This is a genomic window from Pseudomonas sp. ICMP 8385, from assembly GCF_002699915.1.
GTDB lineage: Bacteria > Pseudomonadota > Gammaproteobacteria > Pseudomonadales > Pseudomonadaceae > Aquipseudomonas > Aquipseudomonas gessardii.
The window spans coordinates 13,685-32,013 of sequence record NZ_LKBY01000129.1; the positions used below are offsets into that span (position 1 = coordinate 13,685).

The 18,329-nt window shown below is 58.8% G+C and carries 14 protein-coding genes and 4 pseudogenes; 9 read left to right on the forward strand and 9 right to left on the reverse strand.

Going from position 1 to position 18,329, the window contains the following annotated elements:
• Positions 1 to 52: 52 nt before the first annotated feature.
• From AO268_RS26180 to AO268_RS26190, 3 genes are all read right to left on the reverse strand, one after another.
• Positions 53 to 1,177 (reverse strand): alkene reductase, encoded by a 1,125-nt coding sequence (locus AO268_RS26180; RefSeq protein WP_099170300.1) that lies wholly within the window; start codon positions 1,175 to 1,177, stop codon positions 53 to 55.
• 166 nt (positions 1,178 to 1,343) lie between these two features.
• A complete protein-coding gene (locus tag AO268_RS26185) occupies positions 1,344 to 1,646 on the reverse strand; it encodes a putative quinol monooxygenase (protein WP_032902063.1) in 303 nt (100 codons plus the stop codon).
• Between the two features lie 182 nt (positions 1,647 to 1,828).
• Positions 1,829 to 2,824, reverse strand: coding sequence for a zinc-dependent alcohol dehydrogenase family protein (locus AO268_RS26190; RefSeq protein WP_099170301.1), 996 nt, complete (start codon positions 2,822 to 2,824; stop codon positions 1,829 to 1,831).
• Positions 2,825 to 3,113: 289 nt separating this feature from the next.
• Between AO268_RS26190 and AO268_RS33335 the strand changes: the two are divergent.
• Positions 3,114 to 3,242 (forward strand): annotated as a pseudogene (locus AO268_RS33335) (Na+/H+ antiporter NhaA); the annotation flags it as partial.
• Positions 3,243 to 3,339: 97 nt separating this feature from the next.
• Positions 3,340 to 4,174 (forward strand): annotated as a pseudogene (chrA, locus tag AO268_RS26200) (chromate efflux transporter); the annotation flags it as partial.
• Positions 4,175 to 4,238: 64 nt separating this feature from the next.
• On the opposite strand, the gene AO268_RS26205 reads toward chrA, so the two are convergent.
• Positions 4,239 to 5,279 (reverse strand): DNA-binding protein, encoded by a 1,041-nt coding sequence (locus AO268_RS26205; RefSeq protein ID WP_017735051.1) that lies wholly within the window; start codon positions 5,277 to 5,279, stop codon positions 4,239 to 4,241.
• A gap of 204 nt (positions 5,280 to 5,483) precedes the next feature.
• On the opposite strand from AO268_RS26205, the gene AO268_RS26210 reads away from it, so the two are divergent.
• From AO268_RS26210 to AO268_RS26220, 3 genes and pseudogenes are all read left to right on the forward strand, one after another.
• Positions 5,484 to 6,500 (forward strand): site-specific integrase, encoded by a 1,017-nt coding sequence (locus AO268_RS26210; protein WP_232243877.1) that lies wholly within the window; start codon positions 5,484 to 5,486, stop codon positions 6,498 to 6,500.
• On the forward strand, positions 6,497 to 9,463 hold the full coding sequence (locus AO268_RS26215) for a Tn3 family transposase (RefSeq protein ID WP_026136568.1): 2,967 nt from the start codon (positions 6,497 to 6,499) through the stop codon (positions 9,461 to 9,463). The genes AO268_RS26210 and AO268_RS26215 overlap by 4 nt, the downstream gene beginning before the upstream one ends.
• A gap of 60 nt (positions 9,464 to 9,523) precedes the next feature.
• Positions 9,524 to 10,411, forward strand: a pseudogene (locus AO268_RS26220) (Mu transposase domain-containing protein); the annotation flags it as partial.
• 442 nt (positions 10,412 to 10,853) lie between these two features.
• On the opposite strand, the gene AO268_RS33340 reads toward AO268_RS26220, so the two are convergent.
• The 3 genes and pseudogenes from AO268_RS33340 to AO268_RS26235 all read right to left on the reverse strand — a co-directional run bounded on the left by AO268_RS33340 (position 10,854) and on the right by AO268_RS26235 (position 12,388).
• Positions 10,854 to 11,009 carry a hypothetical protein gene (locus AO268_RS33340; protein WP_232243879.1) on the reverse strand — a complete coding sequence of 52 codons (156 nt, stop codon included), beginning with the start codon at positions 11,007 to 11,009 and terminating at the stop codon, positions 10,854 to 10,856.
• 76 nt (positions 11,010 to 11,085) lie between these two features.
• Positions 11,086 to 11,577: pseudogene (locus tag AO268_RS26230) on the reverse strand (LysR family transcriptional regulator); the annotation flags it as partial.
• A 67-nt stretch (positions 11,578 to 11,644) separates the two neighbouring features.
• Positions 11,645 to 12,388: an SDR family oxidoreductase gene (locus AO268_RS26235; protein WP_017737776.1), complete on the reverse strand. Its 744-nt coding sequence runs from the start codon at positions 12,386 to 12,388 to the stop codon at positions 11,645 to 11,647.
• 122 nt (positions 12,389 to 12,510) lie between these two features.
• On the opposite strand from AO268_RS26235, the gene AO268_RS26240 reads away from it, so the two are divergent.
• A complete protein-coding gene (locus AO268_RS26240) occupies positions 12,511 to 13,419 on the forward strand; it encodes a LysR family transcriptional regulator (RefSeq protein ID WP_034113320.1) in 909 nt (302 codons plus the stop codon).
• A 30-nt stretch (positions 13,420 to 13,449) separates the two neighbouring features.
• Here AO268_RS26240 and AO268_RS26245 read toward each other — a convergent pair whose 3' ends face one another.
• The gene (locus AO268_RS26245; RefSeq protein ID WP_017737778.1) at positions 13,450 to 13,764 is read right to left on the reverse strand and encodes an ArsR/SmtB family transcription factor; all 315 of its coding nucleotides are present in this window, start codon (positions 13,762 to 13,764) and stop codon (positions 13,450 to 13,452) included.
• Between the two features lie 85 nt (positions 13,765 to 13,849).
• Between AO268_RS26245 and AO268_RS26250 the strand changes: the two genes are divergently transcribed.
• The 3 genes from AO268_RS26250 to AO268_RS26260 all read left to right on the forward strand — a co-directional run bounded on the left by AO268_RS26250 (position 13,850) and on the right by AO268_RS26260 (position 16,453).
• The gene (locus AO268_RS26250; protein WP_026136919.1) at positions 13,850 to 14,941 is read left to right on the forward strand and encodes an NADH:flavin oxidoreductase/NADH oxidase; all 1,092 of its coding nucleotides are present in this window, start codon (positions 13,850 to 13,852) and stop codon (positions 14,939 to 14,941) included.
• A 188-nt stretch (positions 14,942 to 15,129) separates the two neighbouring features.
• The gene (locus AO268_RS26255) at positions 15,130 to 15,423 is read left to right on the forward strand and encodes a putative quinol monooxygenase (protein WP_017737780.1); all 294 of its coding nucleotides are present in this window, start codon (positions 15,130 to 15,132) and stop codon (positions 15,421 to 15,423) included.
• A 10-nt stretch (positions 15,424 to 15,433) separates the two neighbouring features.
• Positions 15,434 to 16,453, forward strand: a complete 1,020-nt coding sequence (locus tag AO268_RS26260; protein ID WP_017737781.1) for a zinc-binding alcohol dehydrogenase family protein — start codon at positions 15,434 to 15,436, stop codon at positions 16,451 to 16,453.
• A gap of 152 nt (positions 16,454 to 16,605) precedes the next feature.
• Here AO268_RS26260 and AO268_RS26265 read toward each other — a convergent pair whose 3' ends face one another.
• Entirely contained in the window at positions 16,606 to 17,913 is a 1,308-nt protein-coding gene (locus AO268_RS26265; protein WP_034113323.1) for an OprD family porin, read from the reverse strand.
• Positions 17,914 to 18,329 lie beyond the last annotated feature (416 nt).

Below are 18,329 nucleotides of genomic sequence, written 5' to 3' on the forward strand. Positions count from 1 at the left end.
CAATGCGCCGGCCCCCGAACCGTATCGCTTGGGGGCCGGCACCTCGAGCGGACTATCCGCCATAGGTCGGATAGTCGGTGTAGCCGACAGCGGTTCCGCCGTACATGCTGGCCGGATCGACCGGGTTCAGCGGCCAGCCATTGGCAATCCGCTTGGGCAGGTCCGGGTTGGCGATGAACGGACGGCCGAAGGCGACCAGATCGCCCCAGCCCGCCTCGAGCACACGCCTGCCTCGCTCGGCGGTGTATTTGCCGGCATAGAGGATGCGCCCGCTGAAGACCTCGCGCACCGCGCTGCGGAAGCTTTCCGGCAGCTCCGGTGCGTTTTCCCAATCCGCCTCGGCCAGCGACAGGTAAGCGATGCCGACTTCTTCGAGCACCTTGACCGCTTCGACATAGGTCTCGTGTGGGTTTTCTTCGACCAGGCCGAGATATACGCGGGCCTCGTCGGTGCTGGCGAACAACGGGGCGAAACGCACGCCGAGCCGGTCTTTACCGACCACCGCGGCCACCGCCTGGGTCACCTCACGGAGGAAGCGCAGACGATTTTGCAACGAGCCGCCGTACTCGTCGTCGCGCTGATTGCTGTGCGCGGAAATGAACTGGTTGATAAGATAACCGTTGGCGGAGTGGATTTCCACGCCGTCGAAACCGGCGTCGAGGGCGTTGCGAGCGGCCTGTGCATAGAGCTGTACCAGCTCCTTGACCTCGGCGGCGGTCAGTGCACGTGGCATCGAAGGCGGCGCCAGGGCGCCGGTGCCGGGACCTGTCTCGATGAATACGCTGACGCCCTCGGCCGGGATCGCCGATGGCGCCACCGGGGCTTCGCCATTGGGTTGCAACGAGGTGTGCGAGACCCGGCCGACATGCCAGAGCTGGGCGAAGATGGTGCCGCCCTCGGCGTGTACCGCATCGGTCACTTTGCGCCAGCCGAGGATCTGTTCGGCACTGTGGATGCCCGGGGTCCAGGCGTAGCCCTGGCCGCGCGGCTCGATCTGGGTGCCCTCGGTGACCATGAAGCCGGCACCGGTACGCTGGCGGTAGTAGGTCGCCATCAGGTCATTGGGAATGTTGCCTGGCTGCGAGCTACGCGAACGGGTCAGCGGCGGCAGGACGATGCGGTTTTTCAGGCTGTAGGGGCCCAACGTGGTGCTTTCGAAAAGAATGGAATCTTTCATGTGTAACTACCTATATATTTGCGTTTGTAGATAAGTAGATGCTAGTGCCTGGACAGGCACCTCTCGAGCGCTCCGTTTAGAACAGGCCGGTGGACGTCCAAGCTCAGTCGCGTCCCTGCCGCCGCAAAGCGGTAGGGACGCGACTGGAGCGCCTTGTTGGGTTTGCTTAGCCGGGTAGCTTGGCCGCCAGGACGTCAACCTTCTCGATTGACGGCGGTTTGGCAAACAGCTCGGCAGCCTTTGCCATAAGCGCCGCTGCGACCTTGCCCGAAAGATGAGCCTGCCGACCTGCTTCATCCGGGAAGGCATCAAAGATGCCAAAGGTGGACGGCCCCAAGCGGATTCCGAACCACGCCGTAGTGGCTGGCTCTTCCTCCACTATTGGAAGGCCATCCAAGAGAAAGTTCTCTACCTCTTTCTCTTTCCCAGGTTTTGCTTCCAGACGAACGAACAATGCTACTTTGACCATGACGTGCCTCCTGTTGTTACGACGACATTACCATGCGTGACGCATTCCAGTAATGCCCAACGCGATATTCGCCGATTTGCCGCCCAGCTCCAGCGTGGCGGGGATGAAGGGGCAGCGTCGAGTCATTTCCGCAGTCGCGGGAAAGGCGACTCTGCCCTCTCCTGGTCTTTCACGAACTGCCTCTACCGAGATACCGTGACGACGATCTTGCCAAACTGCTGGTTCGATTCCATGTAACGGTGCGCTTCGACGATCTGCTCGAAGGGGAAGGTCTTGGCAATGATCGGCTTCAGCTGTCCGGCCTCGAGGCCGCGCGTGATAAAAGCTTGCGCAGGCGCCAAGCGTTGCGGATCACCGGTCAGTTCGAACAGCGTGTAGCCGCGCACGCTCAGGGCCTTGTTCATCGCTGCCAAGGCCGGGAACGGCGTCTCCTGACCGCTGAGATTGCCATAGATGAAAAGCAGGCCCTGCTGACTCATCGCTTGCGCCAGTGTTTCGACTTGCGGCCCCGCGACCGGGTCGAAGGCGATGCGCGCGCCGCGGCCGTCGGTGATCCGCATTACCTCCGCGACCAGGTCCTGCTCCTCGGTGGCGATCACATGCGCCGCCCCCGCCTCGCGTAGCGCCGCCTCCTTCGCGCGCGTCCGGGTCGTCGCGATCGGAATGGCGCCGACGCTGTTGGCGATCTGGATCGCGGCCAAGCCGACGCTGCTCGAAGCCGCCGTGATGATCACCGCATCACCGCGCTTGAGTTGGGCAATCTCGATCAGTGCGCCATAGGCGGTCAGATACTGCATCCAGATCGCCGCCCCCTTCACCGCGCCGACGCCCGCCGGCCGCTTCAGAACCCCCGTGGCCGGCACGATCGCCTGCTCGGCATAGACGCCAAACTTGTTCATGGAAAAAGCCGGAATCACGCTGACCGCTTCGCCAACCTCGAAGCCGTGAACGCCGCTGCCCAGCGCCTCGACGATGCCGGAAGCTTCGTAGCCGAGCCGGGCCGGCAGATGCGTCGACTCCAGGTACACACCCGAGCGGAACATGGCTTCCGCGCGATTCAGGCCGATCGCCTCGACGCGGATGCGCAGCTCGCCGGAGCCCGGAGCGCCAACTTCGAGCTCTTCGATCTGCAAGACTTCGGGGCCGCCGATCTGATGAAAACGGACAACACGGGTCATTTTGGGTCTCCTTCTATTGAGGGATGGGAGCAGCGAGCCAGCCCTTGGCTGGCGCAGGTTAGCCGCCCCGCGCGTTACAACGTCGCTTCGGTCTGTGTGTCCGGTGCGTGGCTATTTCACGGACATGCAAATGCTATTCGCCATATATAGATTTGTAAATATGTAATTTTAATAATTTTATGCCCGTCCCTGCTCCCCCTATCTACGCTGCCTATGAACTCTCCCTGTCGAAAAAAATGCTGCCATCCGCTAAGTGCGCCACGGCGTGGTTCGCTCTTCGCCGGTCATCTGGGTCGCCTATGTAATCATGCCGTTATTTGCGCTCGCCAATGCCGGCGTAAGCCTTGATGGCGTCAATCTGGCCAATGAAGGCTCTTTGACGGTCATGCTCGGTGTGTCGTTGGCACTGCTCCTGGGCGCAAGAGCGCCAGCTATTCAGCCCAGCAGGTTTGCCTCACTCGGACGGCCGGGTACCTGGCAAACCTTCGGCTACTTTCATGCACGAAGGCAAACGCATGACAAACACCCACACTGACCACCACAGCCCGTGGTCTGTCTTTCTCATCTTTCTGCGCCTTGGACTGAGCTCCTTCGGCGGCCCCATCGTGCACTTAGGCTATTTCCGTGACGAGTTCGTCACACGACGGCGCTGGTTGTCCGAACGCAGTTATGCAGACTTGTTGGCACTGTGCCAATTCCTGCCAGGGCCTGCAAGCAGTCAGATTGGTATGGCCTTGGGTCTGTCCCGCTCGGGCTACGCTGGAGCCATGGCGGCTTGGGCAGGATTCACACTGCCCTCAGCCATTGCCCTGGTCCTGTTCGCGCTGGGTATATCTAACTAAGGCGATGCCGTCTCGTCGGGAGCGCTCCACGGTCTGAAAGTGGTGGCAGTACCTGTGGTTGCCCAAGCTGTATGGGGCACGCAACCTGTGCCCGGACGTATTGCGTGTCACCAGCATGGCGATTGCTGCCTGTGTCGTCCTACTTATGCCATCTGCGTGGGGGCAGGTCAGCATGATTGCTGCTGCTGCCATCGCTGGCCTGCTGCTGTTCAAGCCTACTCAGGACTGCGCACACGATCCGCTGCCGATCGCGGTAAGCCAGCGTGCCGGAGTGATCTGGCTAGCACTGTTCTGTACGTTGCTGATGGGGTTGCCTGTCTTGGCCCAACTGCTGCCGAGTCATGCCGTAGCAATGGTGGATGCCTTCTTCCGTAGCGGGTTACTGGTCTTCGGTGGCGGCCATGTCGTGCTGCCGCTGTTGCAAGCTGAGGTGGTGCCCTCCGGCTAGGTCAACAATGACGCGTTTCTTGCCGGATACGGTGCTGCGCAAGCGGTGCCCGGTCCTTTGCCCCAGCTGTGTGAATCGCCCCTGATTTTCTAGACACTCTCCAAGCTCATTGCATAACGCCCATTCAAGATGCCAACGGCGGGTTCGGTGGCAACGTTCTGAGTTCCACAAGTTGGCTGTTTAACACCGCGTTGTCTTGGAGCAGACGTTGTTGCTCTCTGGCAAGTTCGGTCAACTGGGATTCTGCTTGGGTGAAACGGTCCGTCAGAAGACGCCGCTCCCGCTCGGCCACAGCCAACTTCGTCCGCGTATCAGCCAAGCACTGTTCGTCCTGGACATGCCGCTGCTCCAGTGCCTGATGGATCTGTTTCAGCTCGGCGAGTTGCCGCGCCAACTGCTCCTGTGCGCTGCGGCTGAGGATCAGCGACTCCTGGGACGTGTGCAGGGTGCTCTGCAGTCGATCGTGGTCCTGCGCCCAGCGTTGTTCCTGTGCGTGCAGTTCGCCCAGGTGGGTTTGTTGTGCGAGCAGGCGCTGGCGGAGCTCTGTCAGCTCCTGTTCCAGGTGCTGCTGGCGTTGTTCCGCGGCCTGGCGCTCGTCGGCGCGCTGTTGCGCGACCGATGCCTGGTAATGCTCGAACTGCCCCTGCGCTTGCTGCAGGTGTTGGCTCAGTGTGGCTATTTCCGCGACGCGGTCGACCAGGCGCTGTTCGAGCCCGAGCTTTTCGCTGCCCAGACTGACCAAGGTGATTTCCTGCCGCTGCACGGTTTCTTCCAGCCCTTGGCTGCGTGCTTGGGCGGTGGCCAGCGCCTGACTTTGTTGCGCCTGTGCGTTGAGTAAAGCGTCCCGCTCGCTGAAAACCTGCTGCAACTGCTCCTGCAGCACGGCGGTGGCTTCGCGATGGGTCTGCTCCGACTGCTCGACTTGGAGGGTCGCCTGCGCCTGCACTGTTTCGTAGACCCCTTTCAACGCCAGGACCAGCTCGGCAGGCAGTCCAAGCTCCGCGTGCGCCACCGTGTCTTGGTGGGCTGCTTTCCAACGTTTTAACAGCGGCGCGATGGTGCTCTTGCTGCCGGTTCCGCCCAAGGCTTCGCGGACGCTGTCGATCGTTGGATTTTTGCCTTGAGCAACGAGTTGGGCGGCGGCGGCGGCGACGTGGACATACATGATCCCTGGGCGGGCCATAAGCACCTCGGATTTTTTCGTACCGTAGTATGGAAAACGTAATACTGCAGTTTAAGTACAGAATAGAACAGCCCGGCGAAACCCTCGGCGAACCGACGATAAGCGCGGTTATCGCGAGTTAGGCGTTCACGCTCGGCATTCGCTTCTATAATCCGCAGTACGCACGGCCTAAACAGGCGTTTCTTGATGACTACAAGAAATAACGATGAAATAGCCACCCCGTTACTGCTCGACGAGCGAGCAGCCCTTGCGCGTACCAACGGTACGCTCGCTACCCCGGAGCAGTTGGCCCAGCGCTACCAGCGCTTTCTCGCGGCCGCCACCTCCGACAACACCCGCCGAACCTACCGCTCGGCCATTCGCCACTTTCAGGCCTGGGGCGGCGTGCTGCCGTGCGATGAAGCCACGGTGATTCATTACCTGCTGACCTTCGCAGAAGCGTTGAACCCGCGCACTTTGTCCCTGCGCCTGACCGCGCTGGGGCAATGGCACCGCTTTCAGGGCTTTCCTGACCCGACCGCCAGCGCCACCGTACGCAAGACCTTGCGCGGTATCGAGCGAGTGCACGGGCGCCCGCGGCAGAAAGCCAAAGCCTTACTGCTGGAAGATCTCGACCTGATCGTGACGCACCTGGCCACGCTCGACGGGCTCGCGGCGCTGCGTGACAGCGCATTGATACAGGTGGGGTACTTCGGCGCGTTCCGACGCAGCGAACTGGTCATGCTGGAAGTGCACTACCTGCAGTGGGAGCGGGAAGGTCTACGGATCACGCTGCCGCGCTCCAAGACCGACCAGGAGGGTCAGGGCTTGGACAAGGCGATCCCCTACGGCGACAACATCTGCTGCCCAGCCAAGGCTTTGCGGTGCTGGTTGGATACCGCTCAGATTGAGCAAGGCCCGCTGTTCCGCCGCATCAGCCGCTGGGGTGTAGTCGGGGCTGCTCCGCTGAACGTGGGTAGCGTCAATGCCATCCTGGCGGCTCGCGCCCAGGAAGCGCGTCTGTCGCATGCCCCAGAGATGAGCAGCCACAGCCTGCGCCGTGGCCTGGCAACCAGCGCCCATCGCGCCGGTGCTGACTTTCTCGAGATCAAGCGCCAGGGTGGCTGGCGGCATGACGGCACCGTGCAAGGCTATATCGAGGAGGCCGGCGCCTTCGAAGAAAACGCGGCAGGCTCGCTCTTACGGCGTCAGCAAGATCCATGAGTCGACCGGAAGAAACTGCCTATCCGCGTCTTAAAACCGAGTTCAGCCCACAGGAACTCGGCGCGATTTATACACCCGGCCCTCAGGAGAAAGTCTTGATCTTTGGCTGGTATCGGCAAGCCCCTACGCGCGTCTGCCTCCTGATCCAGCTGAAACTCCTGCAACGGCTCGGCTATTTCCTTCCACTCGCAGCCACGCCACCGGCAATCCTTGAACATATCTGCCGCCTTGCAGGATTGCGAGTTCCCGCCAAGGTCGCCCTGCAGCGTTACGACCAATCCGGCAGCAAACCACGCCACCAGCAGCGGCTTCGCGTGCATCTGGGCATTCAGGTGCTGGATGCCGAGGGCGATCAGTGGCTGGACGAGGTCGCTCATCAAGCCGCCACCTCGAAGCAGGAACTACCCGACATCATCAACATCCTCATTGAAGAGCTGGTTCGCCGCCGTTATGAACTCCCGGGTTTTACACGGCTCAGCCGTCTGGCCCAGCAGGCCCGTGCCAGCGTCAACGAGTCGATTTATCAGAGTGTCGCCAATGTATTGCCAGCCTCTGCCACGGCGCGGCTGGATCAGCTATTGGAGCCCCAGGGGCGCAGTGCATGGGATGGCCTCAAGCGCGAACCGAAGCGTCCCGGCGCTCGTGAGGTTGCAAGCTTTCTCAAGCATATCAACGGACTGATCGAGCTGGCCGATGGACTTCCCTTGCTGACGAATATCGCGATCAGCAAGCGCACCCAGATGGTACTGGAAGCGCGAGCGCTCGATATCGCCGAAATGCGGGCGATGAAGGCCAACAAGCGCTACACCTTGGCCGTGCTCATGGTGCAGTCGCAACTGCAGAAGGCCATGGATGACGTGGCCGAAATCTTCATCAAGACCCTGCGCAGCCTGCACCGGATTGCCGAAGAACGCTTGCAGCAGTACCACCTGACCCATGTCCAGCAGGTGGATCGGCTGATCGGTCAATTCCGGGAGGTGCTCACCGTCCTACAAGCGCCTTTGCCGTCAGATGAGCGACTCGCACAGGTCGACGAAACCCTTGAGGGCGATCCTGCCTCCTGGATCGTCCAGTGCGATGAGCACATGGCCTTCGCCGGCAACAACTATTATCCGTTCATGTTGCAGCCATACCGCAGCAAGCGCTCGTTACTGTTTCAGTGCCTGGACGTGCTCGCACTCAAGTCCAGCTCGCAGGACGACGCGCTGTTGCAGGCGGTTGACTGGCTGCAGCGGCATCGCAACAGCCACCGCGAATACCTCACGCTCGGCGCGGACGAGTTTGCCGAAATGGCGCTGGAGGGGCTGCCCGAAAAGTGGCGAAAACTGATCTTCGCCAAGGGCGACACCGCCAGCAGTGAGACCTTGATTCACCGTAAGTATTTTGAGCTCTGCATCTTCTCTCAGGTTATGCAGGAGTTGAAATCCGGCGACCTCTACGTTGAGCACAGTGATCAATACGACGATTACCGCGAACACCTGGTGAGCTGGGATGAGTATCAGGAGGAAGTGCTGCGCTACGGCGAACTGGTGGGCATGGACGTCAATCCGGCCGCGTTCACCCAAGGCCTGCGCAACCAGTTGAGCGCGCTCGCGCAAACGGTCGACGACCACTTTCCGGATAACGAGCATGTGGATTTGACTGAATCCGGGCTGCTGATTCGGCGAACCGAACGAAGGGAGCCGCCGCCCCAGCTGCCCATCATCGATCAAGCCATCACGGCAACCGCCGAACCCAAAAGCATCTTGGACGTACTGACTGAAACAGAGCGTTGGCTTGACCTGCACCGCCTGTTTGGCCCGCTTTCTGGCTTCGAGGCCAAGCTCGATGAGCCACGTAAGCGTTTCATCACCACACTGTTCTGCTATGGCTGCAACCTAGGCGCATCCCAAACCGCGCGTTCGGTTAAAGGTTTCAGTCGCAAACAAGTGGCCTGGCTTAATCTCAAACACGTCACCGAAGAGCGGCTTGACAAGGCCATCGTGGCGGCTATCAACGCCTACAACCGCTTTGCCTTGCCGCGATATTGGGGGAGCGGAAAGGCCGCCTCCGCGGACGGCACCAAGTGGAATGTCTACGAACAGAATCTGCTTTCCGAGTACCACATCCGCTACGGTGGTTACGGCGGTATCGGCTACTACCATGTTTCCGACATGTATATCGCCCTGTTCAGCCGCTTCATTCCCTGCGGGGTCTACGAGGCGGTTTACATCCTGGATGGCCTGGTCAAAAACGACTCGGATATTCAGCCGGACACCGTGCATGGTGATACCCAGGCCCAGAATGCCCCTGTGTTTGGTCTAGCGCATCTGCTCGGTATCCAGCTGATGCCGAGAATTCGCAATATCAAGGAGCTCGTTTTCTTCAAACCGGAGAAGGGAAGCCACTATCGCCATATCAACAGCCTGTTCAGAGCCTCCATCGACTGGGCGCTGATTGAGCGCCACGTTCCAGACATGCTTCGAGTAGCCATCTCGATCAAAGCCGGCAAGATCACACCTTCAATGATCCTGCGCCGACTGGGGACCTACAGCCGGAAAAACAAGCTGTACTTCGCCTTCCGCGAGCTCGGCCGCGTGGTGCGTACGATGTTCCTGCTGAATTACATCAACGATATCGAACTCCGCCGGAACATCCACGCAGCCACCAACAAGAGCGAAGAGTTCAACAACTTCACTAAGTGGCTGTTCTTCGGCGGAGAGGGCATCATTGCCGAGAACGTGCGGCATGAGCAGCGCAAAGTCATCAAGTACAACCACCTAGTGGCGAATCTGGTGATCCTGCACAACGCGCAGGAAATGTCAAGGGTGCTCAAGGATCTGCAGCGGCAGGGACACCCAGTGGATGAGGCGGTGCTCAAGGCGCTGTCGCCGCATCGGACGAGTCATATCAATCGTTTCGGCGACTACACCCTGGACCTCGATCGGAAGATCAAACCGATTGACTACAAGATTCAGTTTTAGCTTTTAAATCATAAGCTTAATTGCATTTTGGCGAATTTGGTGCGAATCCCGGCCAACCCTCTTGTCGATAAGAACGTTCAAGGCAGTCGACGGCGCATCTGGATTGACGCTCAAACTGCATGTTCCACACCCTCGAGGAACTGAATGCCTGGCTGGGCCAACGCTGTCGTGCGTGCGCTCTGGAGCGAGCTGCTACACCCCTAGTGCAACGGGCTGACGGTGGCGGACGTTTTGGAGCTGGAGCGGGTCGAAATGGATGCCGACCGCCTTTGATGGCTACGTCGAGCACACCGTAAGGGTCTCCAGCACCTGCCTGATCTGCGTGGCACGAAATCGCGATTCGGTGCCGTGTGAGCGAGTCGGCCAGTGGGTCAGCAGCCGTCTATATCCCTCCCGGATCAGGGTCATCGCCGATGACACGATGATTGCCAGCCACGAGTGCCTATTTGATCGAGATCAGGTCAGTTTTGACTGGCAGCATTACATCCCACTCATCGAACGCAAACCCAGTGCACTGTGCAATGGCACGCCGTTTGCTGATCTGCCCACTCCGTTGCGGCTTCTCAAGCGGGGCCTGAGACATCACAGCAACGGTGATCAAATTATGACGTAGGTATTGGCTGCTGTGCCCATCGCTGGTCTCGACCCGGTGCTGGTAGCGGTAGAACTGGTGCTTGAGTCGGGACCTTCGGTCCCCCTGTGTGAAGCGCTGAGCGCGGCACGCGCGAAATCGATTGGCGCTTGCGAGGATTGTCTGGCGCCCTGAGTGCCGATCACATCCTAAATGTTCTCGCCCGACTCACCGCCACTGCACCGCCGCTCTCCGTAGAAACCAGCCTACAACTTAAGGTGGCACCCGTTGCCAACACGGCCCGATATTACCAACTCCGTACAACAGATGAGGAGAGCCGCCTGCCGGACTTGGAAATCAGGAATGACATCCTTTGACAGCCTCATCAACGCTGGGACAGGTTTATTCTTGCCTGCTGGATGTCGACAGTTCGCATGCTGAAGATTCCAGACTGAATGGGATTAGACCAGTCAATGGTAAGCTTTTCACAGGCTCGCCCCCCCCTATCAACAGTGACTTCCGGATGAATGGTATTCTCTCGGCCGGCTATGTCACTGTTACGACGATACGCCAGGACGGTTCGCGGCAAGTGTTTAACTATGCAGACAGCCGGCTTTCTGGAAACCACCAGCGAAATTCCGGAGCCGCATGGGTTCAAAAGTAGCCGTTGCTCTGCCATCTAGTGAACGGACCGTCGAATTCACGGAGCATGCTCACAACAACCTTGAAGTGGATAGCCGTGACCACAACATGCGAGCTGCTTATATTCACATTATTGGGAACACGGCCGTGTCGGTGAGGACCATCATCGGCTGGCTGTTAGCATAGGCGCTTGGCTGGCTGTGGATGGCCCAGCGGTTCGAACATCTGCGCCACGTCGCCATAATCCGGATCGTAGAAAAGAATGTCACGCATCCAGAGCGCACCAAAGTCCAGCGCTTCGACGCGTTGCGCCATCTCGAAATGACCGCGCATGGTCGGGGCCGCTCGGCCGGGATGGGTTTCCAGCGGCAAAATCGGACCGATAGTGAGTGCTTCTGGTTGAAACAGGCGTTGAAAAACGGGATGACGCTCCTGGGAAGGATGAGGAGTCGGCTACATCTGTGGTAAAAAGGGCGTCGACAAAGCGATCGGTAAACCACAACTCCACGTGCAGCTCAGGCCACTGCTTCAGATAGGCATCAAGGATCGGCAGGACATGGCGCTGACCAAAGGACAGCGGGACCGTGAGTTTAAAGGTACCGGTCGGCCGCCCACGGCCCGGACCATGGTCACCTCGACCTCATCAAGATCCTCGATAATCTGCCGCCAGCGCTCATACGCAATCTGCCCCTCGTTTGTCAGGCTCAGTTTGCGCGTCGTGCGATTGAGCAACCGTGCGCCCATCCGGTCCTCCAAGCGAACAATGCGGGTCCATGCCCAGTGTAATCGCCGCGGCGGTAAAGCTTCCCGCCTTCACGGTAAAAACAAACGGGTTGATATCACCGATATTGGTTGGCTTGCGTGGAAGTTTGGCTCCAGGCCAGACATTCGAAGTATTCAATAGTGCTAAAGCTTAGTCGCTCGCGCCCGTGCTTTTGCGCAAGGGCACAAACGGCACAGGTTAACTATCAGAAGTCTTGCGCCGTCGGACGCAGAACAATCTCGTTGATATCGACATCGGCAGGTTGCTCGATCGCGTAAGCGATGGCCCGTGCAACCGAATCAGCCGGGATGGCCTTCTTGTAAAACTCGCCAACGACCTCGGCGCTCGGCTGGTGCCCGCTGCCGAACTTGAGCTCGGAATCCACCGCGCCCGGCTCGATGGTCGTCGTGCGAATATTCCCGCCGACTTCATGACGCAGGCCATCGGAAATAGCGCGCACCGCAAATTTGGTACCGCTGTACACCGATCCACCGGGGCTGAACACCTTGATGCCGGCAACCGAAGAGATGTTGATGAAGTGACCGCTGGCCTGTTGTTCGAAAAGCGGCAACGCGGCCGCGATGCCATACAACACGCCCTTGATGTTGATGTCGATCATGCGATCCCACTCTTCGACGCGCAGCTGCGAAATCGGAGAGATCGCCATCAGCCCTGCATTGTTGATCATCACATCGATGCGACCGAATGCCTCGACAGCCTTGGCGACCAGCGCAGACAAGTCCTCTTTGTTTGTGACATCGATCGGATGGGCAATCGCCTTGCCGCCTGCTGCGGCGATCTCCCGGACAATCGCGTCCAGACGATCCTGGCGACGGGCGCCAAGCACTACATGGGCGCCGAGCGCTGCCAGATGACGCGCCGTTGCTTCGCCCAGACCGCTACTCGCACCGGTGATAACGACCACTTTACCCTGGATGTTTTTACTCATGTTCAGCGCTCCTGTTGAGACCTGTTTGGGTTGATGAGTGCAGTCTGCGCTGGTTTTATTCGTCAGAAAATGGAAGAGTTCGGATTTGAGAATTCCATTTTCTGGAACGGGAGTTGACGCCAATGCTCAATCGCATGGAGCTGATTCGGATCTTTTCGGTGGCGGCGCAATCGACCACGTTTCGCGATGCAGCCACCCGCCTCGGCACCTCTCCGCAGACCGTGACACGCGCCATCAAAGAACTGGAGCGCACGCTTGGGGAGCTGTTGTTCCACCGCAGCACGCGGCAGGTTCACGTCACCGCTTTTGGTGCCAAACTCGCCTTGCAAGCCCGGGAAACCCTGGAACGGGTGGATCAGTTGTTTATCGCCAACAGTAAACAGGAGGCAAAAGGCGTCGTCGGCATCACGGCCCCCCACGCCATTGGCAAGCTGTATCTGATTGAGTTTCTGAAACCGCTGATGCGGGAGAATCCCGGCCTGAGCATCGACCTGAGCCTGGATGACCAGCTCACCGACGCGGTGGCCAACAAGATTGACATCGGTATTCGTGTTGGAGCTGTGCGGGATCGGCGCTATATCGCCAGAACGGTGGCCCATGTCGACCTGAAAATCGTCGCGGCGCCGTCACTCCTCGACACCGTGCAATGCCCTGGCAGCATCGAGGATCTGAAACGCTTGCCCCTGTCGATGCTGATCGATCGCAAAAACGGCCGCCCCTGGCCGTGGGTGCTTGCCGAGGGGCAAACGTTCCTGCCTGCCTCCCCGGCATTTACCTGCGACGATCCAGAAACCGAGCGAGAGATTGTTCTGGCGGGAATCGCCTTTGGGCAAATGCCCGGTTATCTGGCAGAACCCTATCTGTCTGAAGGGCGACTGGTCGAGCTCATGCAACACGATGCCCCGCCGCCTTCCGAATTGATCATGTATCGCCCGCAATCAGGGCCCGTGGCACCGAGAGTGAGGCTGGTGTACGACCACCTGGTCAACTGCTTCTCAGATCCGCGTGTTTTTGCGCAGAGCGCGCGCTGAAAGAGTTGGGTGGAAAAACACCCGTGAGCCTCATCTTCCTTTTTCGTCGTACTGGGACAGGATCGTTTCCAGCAGGCCCGGAAAACGGTGACTCAAGTCTTCCCTACGCAACGAGTTCATGTGGGTCGTGCCGATGGTCTGGGTTTGAACCAGTCCGGCATCTCGCAGCACCCGGAAATGGTGGGACATGGTGGACTTCGCACGGCCACCGTCCAGCTCGCCACAGCTGGCCTCTCCCAGCTCGGCGAGGCGCCGGACAATCTCCAGGCGTACAGGGTCGCTCAAGGCGTAAAACAGACGCTCAAGAACGAATTCACTGAGAGGAAGGTGTTTGAAGGGGCGCATGAGCGAATCATACACGGGTTTGCTCTATGTCAATAGTTCGAATATTATCGAACAAGAGAAATAGTATCCCTCGGAGAAAAACCTAATGTCTGCGCTGTTCCAACCTTTCACGCTCAAGGATGTCTCCCTTCGCAACCGGATCGCGATTCCCCCCATGTGCATGTACTCGGCCAATGATGGCCTGATCAACGATTGGCACACTGTGCACTATGCCACCCTCGCGCGTGGCGGCGCAGGACTGGTGGTCGTCGAGGCGACTGCCGTGTCACCCGAAGGACGGATCACGCCTGGCTGCGCTGGTATCTGGAATGATGAGCTCGCCCGTGCCTTCGTGCCGGTGGTGCAATCGATCAAGGCTGCCGGCGCAGTGCCAGGTATCCAGATTGCCCACGCGGGGCGCAAGGCCAGTGCGAACCGTCCTTGGGAAGGTGACGATCATATCGGCGAGGATGATTCGCGTGGCTGGCAGACCATCGCCCCGTCGGCTGTTGCCTTTGGCGCTCAGCTCGCCAAGCAGCCGAAAGCCATGACGCTGGAGGATATCGCCCGGGTGCGCGAGGATTTTGTCTCAGCCGCTCGCCGTGCACGTGAAGCTGGCTTCGAGTGGTTAGAGCTGCATTTCGCCCATGGCTATCTGGCCCAGTCATTCCTCTCTGAACACTCCAACCTTCGTGACGACGCCTATGGCGGAAACTTCGATAACCGTAGCCGCTTTCTGCTGGAAACACTGGCGGCGGTTCGCGAAGTATGGCCAGAGCACTTGCCGCTGACCGCTCGCCTGGGTGTTATCGAATACGACGGCCGGGATGAACAGACCTTGTCAGAGGCTATCGAACTGACACGTCGTTTCAAGGACGGTGGTTTGGACTTGCTCAGCGTCAGTATCGGGTTCACCATCCCTGAATCCAACATTCCTTGGGCCCCCGGTTTCATGGGCGAAGTTACCCAGCGGGTACGGCGCGAGACGGGGATTGCGGTGGCCTCGGCATGGGGCTTCGGCACGCCGAGCGTCGCCGAAGAAGCGGTGAGAAGTGGTCAACTGGACCTGGCGATGATTGGCCGGGCGCACCTGGGCAATCCTAACTGGTCCTATTCAGCCGCCCAGGCGCTGGGTGTAGAGCGTGCTGCCTGGACCTTGCCCGCTCCCTATGCCCATTGGCTTGAACGCTACAGGTGATCCCGCCGGAGCGAGAGCGCTCGCGTGGCCTTAGGGCTATCAACTTGGTCGAATGCCCAAGTGGGCAAGATTGTTGTCGCGCTCTCACCCGGATTCAGGTTTTTGGCCGCATGGCCGGCATGGACATCTTCGATACACCCGTGCCAGCCAATGCTCCCTCTTCATATCGCACACAGACAGGAGGTTTGATGACCACCCCTCTGACACTGATTGCCACCTTGGTCGCCAAGGCCGGCTTCGAAGTCGAGCTCGAGCAGACGCTGCAGGGCCTGCAAGGCCCAAGCCGAAGCGAAGCGGACTGCATCCAGTACGATTTCCACCGTGATGCCGAGCAGGCTCGCACTTTCCACATGATCGAGCAGTGGCGGGACGAAGCGGCGCTGACTGCTCACGAAGCGACACCGCATTTTCAGGCAGCGCTCCCTTTCATCGAACGCGCTGCTGAAAAGCTCACCATCACGAAAATGTATCGCATCTCCTGAGGATCTTCGAATGAAAGCCATTGCACACTTCAAATGCCTGCCTATTGAACATCCCGACGCCTTGGTGGAGATCGATATACCCGAGCCAGTGCCGGGGCCGCGCGACTTGCTCGTAGAGGTAAAGGCCGTATCGGTCAATCCTGTCGATACCAAGGTGCGGCAGGGCTACGTACCGCACGAGGACGAAAGCCAGCCGCGCATCCTCGGTTGGGACGCTGCCGGCGTGGTCAAGTCGGTCGGCAGCGACGTAACGCTCTTCAAGCCCGGTGACAGGGTCTGGTACGCCGGATCGCTGATCCGCCCGGGCAGCAACAGTGAGCTGCAACTGGTGGACGAGCGTATCGTCGGCTCAATACCCCAGTCGCTGGATTTCAGCGAGGCTGCGGCATTGCCACTGACTTCCTTGACCGCTTGGGAATTGCTGTTTGATCGCCTCGGTGTTGCACGCGATACCACCGACCGGGGCGAAACGCTGCTGATCATCGGCGCTGCAGGCGGGGTGGGTTCAATCCTGACTCAGCTGGCGCGTCAGCTAACCGGGTTGACGATCATTGGTACGGCTTCGCGCCCTGAAACCCAGACCTGGGTCACCGAGCTTGGTGCGCATCATGTCATCGACCATACCAAGCCACTCAGCGAGGAGCTCAAGCGCATCGGTATCGCACAAGTCAGCCATGTCGCTAGCCTGACCCAGACCGATCGGCACTACGAGCAAATCATCGAATCACTGAAGCCTCAGGGCAAGCTGGGCCTGATCGATGACCCGGCCACGCTTGACGCCGTACCGCTCAAGCGCAAGAGCCTGTCGTTGCACTGGGAGCTGATGTACACCCGCTCGCTTTACGAGACAGAGGACATGCAAGAGCAGCACAACATCCTCAACGAAATTGCGCGGCGCATTGATGCGGGTGACTTGCGCACCACCGTTGGCGAAAACTACGGGCGCATCAGCGCAGAAAATCTTCGTCGAGCCCATGCTCTGCTGGAAAGCGGCAAGGCGAAGGGCAAGATCGTGCTGGAAGGCTTCTAAGAGGGCGTAGACAAAATAAATCAAACCGGCTGCACCACCTACCTAATGTCCTGAGCGTCGGGCGGATAATCCTGCACAGAAGCACCCGTGTTATCGGGTGCCTTCCTCAGCGTGGCCGGACTGAAAGCGGCTATTCGTCCTCATGACACTCGTTAGAGAAGCGGAATGCTATAGCTTACAAAAACTCGGTTCTGATCTACGTTACGAGCCGCTTCGCTGTTGGACTTGCCGTTACGCCAGCCGAACCCGACACCTTTAAGCGCTCCGGACTGAAGGACGTAGTCCAGGCTAATGTCTCTTTCCCATTCCTTTTGGTTGTCGCCGGACGTAGTTTTAATATTATCGCCGGAGAGGTACATGACCGAGCCTTTCAGGCCAGGAACTCCCAGAGCGGCAAAGTCGTAAGCATACTGACCGAAAGCTGTGCGCTCGCCTGCGCGGGTGAACGTTTGGATCAGGCGGTCTGTATACAGATACAGGCTTGCTCCACCGGCGCCCTTGTCTATCAGGCTGCCCTGATTGAGTTGAGTGAAGTTGCTGCCATCCGACACACTTTGGTACCCCGCAGTAATCGCGTGGCCACCCAGCGTGTAAATCAACGCGGCACTCCAGGTACGGTTGTCGATCTCTCCATCACCGTTTTTGGTGTAGCCATTAATTCTGTAGCCTGACGTACCGGAGCTATTTGCACCTGACGAGTCAGTTTTGAAGTAGCGCAGGTCGGTTTTAAGGGACTGATTGTCCGAGAGCGCAAGGGTGTGAATCAATCCAAAAAAATGCTGCGTATAGTAGTTATCGAGGTTTGCGTAGTAGTACTGAGCTGTCAGATCCTTGGTGACACTCCAATCGCCTCCGGCGAAGTCAAACTGATTGCTCTCACGCGTACCACCAGCAACGGCCAACCCCGTCTGATCGCTTGAACCACGCCCTGTCGCATGTTCGATCCGACCTCCAGTCAAGGTCAGCCCCTTGAACTCGCTCGAGGTGATTTGACCGCCCTCGAAGGTTTGTGGAAGTACGCGCCCATCGTTGGCAACCAGAATTGGGAGTTTCGGAATCAAGGTGCCGTAGCGAAGTTCAGTTTTCGACATTTTGACTTTTCCGGTCAGCCCCACCCGGCTCCACTCGTCGACGGCACGGTTGTCACTGTCAGAAGGCATCATGGTGCTGCCGACATGCCGTCCTTTGCCGCTGTCCAGGGTAACCCCCAGCAATCCCAGGCCATCGACACCAAAGCCAACCATGCCATCGGTATAACCCGATTTGAAGTCCAACATGAAACCCTGCGCCCATTCTTCGGTTTTGGAAGGGGCGGCAGTGCCATCGCGGTTGTCGTTATTGAAGTAGAAGTTCCTCATCCCCAAGGTGGCCTTGCTATCACTTAGAAAGTCAGCATACGCCTGTGCACTCAGGGTGATACCAAGAAACACCGAACTTGCAGCAATTTTTTTCCTACTCAATTGTATAGCGCTCCCTTTGTTTTTTTAAAGTAATAGAAGCAACGCAAAATCTTAGAGGTCAACGCAACGCACACGAAGGACCGGTACTTAGTCAATTTCAACTAGCCCAATAATTGGCACGCCATTTTATTCTTCTGAACATCCTGCTCCATGGCAGCGCGTTGGAAAAAACCACCGAGGTGATCTGCACATGAGCATGAGGTGAACGGATGATCGTCGCATGTAGCGTACCCGTAGGGCGCCGATATGGCCGGTCTGGCTTTCGATAGCAGGTGGGAATCTGGTCATTTTTCGTGGCTCTTGTTGTTTTACAGCGCGAGAGCGCTAGGGATGCTCCGATCAACTTGCTGCGCGGCGGCCGCAAGTCGTAATTTGCACGGCACGCAGCGCTATTTGCTCAAAACGACCTGATGCAG

Bases quoted from the DNA above. Each gene is read 5' to 3' on its own strand.
- AO268_RS26235 (WP_017737776.1), bottom strand. From the start codon at position 12,388: ATGAGTAAAAACATCCAGGGTAAAGTGGTCGTTATCACCGGTGCGAGT.
- AO268_RS26180 (WP_099170300.1), bottom strand. From the start codon at position 1,177: ATGAAAGATTCCATTCTTTTCGAAAGCACCACGTTGGGCCCCTACAGC.
- AO268_RS26255 (WP_017737780.1), top strand. From the start codon at position 15,130: ATGACCACCCCTCTGACACTGATTGCCACCTTGGTCGCCAAGGCCGGC.
- AO268_RS26190 (WP_099170301.1), bottom strand. From the start codon at position 2,824: ATGACCCGTGTTGTCCGTTTTCATCAGATCGGCGGCCCCGAAGTCTTG.
- AO268_RS26240 (WP_034113320.1), top strand. From the start codon at position 12,511: ATGCTCAATCGCATGGAGCTGATTCGGATCTTTTCGGTGGCGGCGCAA.
- AO268_RS33340 (WP_232243879.1), bottom strand. From the start codon at position 11,009: ATGCGCGGTCATTTCGAGATGGCGCAACGCGTCGAAGCGCTGGACTTT.
- AO268_RS26215 (WP_026136568.1), top strand. From the start codon at position 6,497: ATGAGTCGACCGGAAGAAACTGCCTATCCGCGTCTTAAAACCGAGTTC.
- AO268_RS26250 (WP_026136919.1), top strand. From the start codon at position 13,850: ATGTCTGCGCTGTTCCAACCTTTCACGCTCAAGGATGTCTCCCTTCGC.
- AO268_RS26245 (WP_017737778.1), bottom strand. From the start codon at position 13,764: ATGCGCCCCTTCAAACACCTTCCTCTCAGTGAATTCGTTCTTGAGCGT.
- AO268_RS26185 (WP_032902063.1), bottom strand. From the start codon at position 1,646: ATGGTCAAAGTAGCATTGTTCGTTCGTCTGGAAGCAAAACCTGGGAAA.
- AO268_RS26210 (WP_232243877.1), top strand. From the start codon at position 5,484: ATGACTACAAGAAATAACGATGAAATAGCCACCCCGTTACTGCTCGAC.
- AO268_RS26205 (WP_017735051.1), bottom strand. From the start codon at position 5,279: ATGTATGTCCACGTCGCCGCCGCCGCCGCCCAACTCGTTGCTCAAGGC.
- AO268_RS26260 (WP_017737781.1), top strand. From the start codon at position 15,434: ATGAAAGCCATTGCACACTTCAAATGCCTGCCTATTGAACATCCCGAC.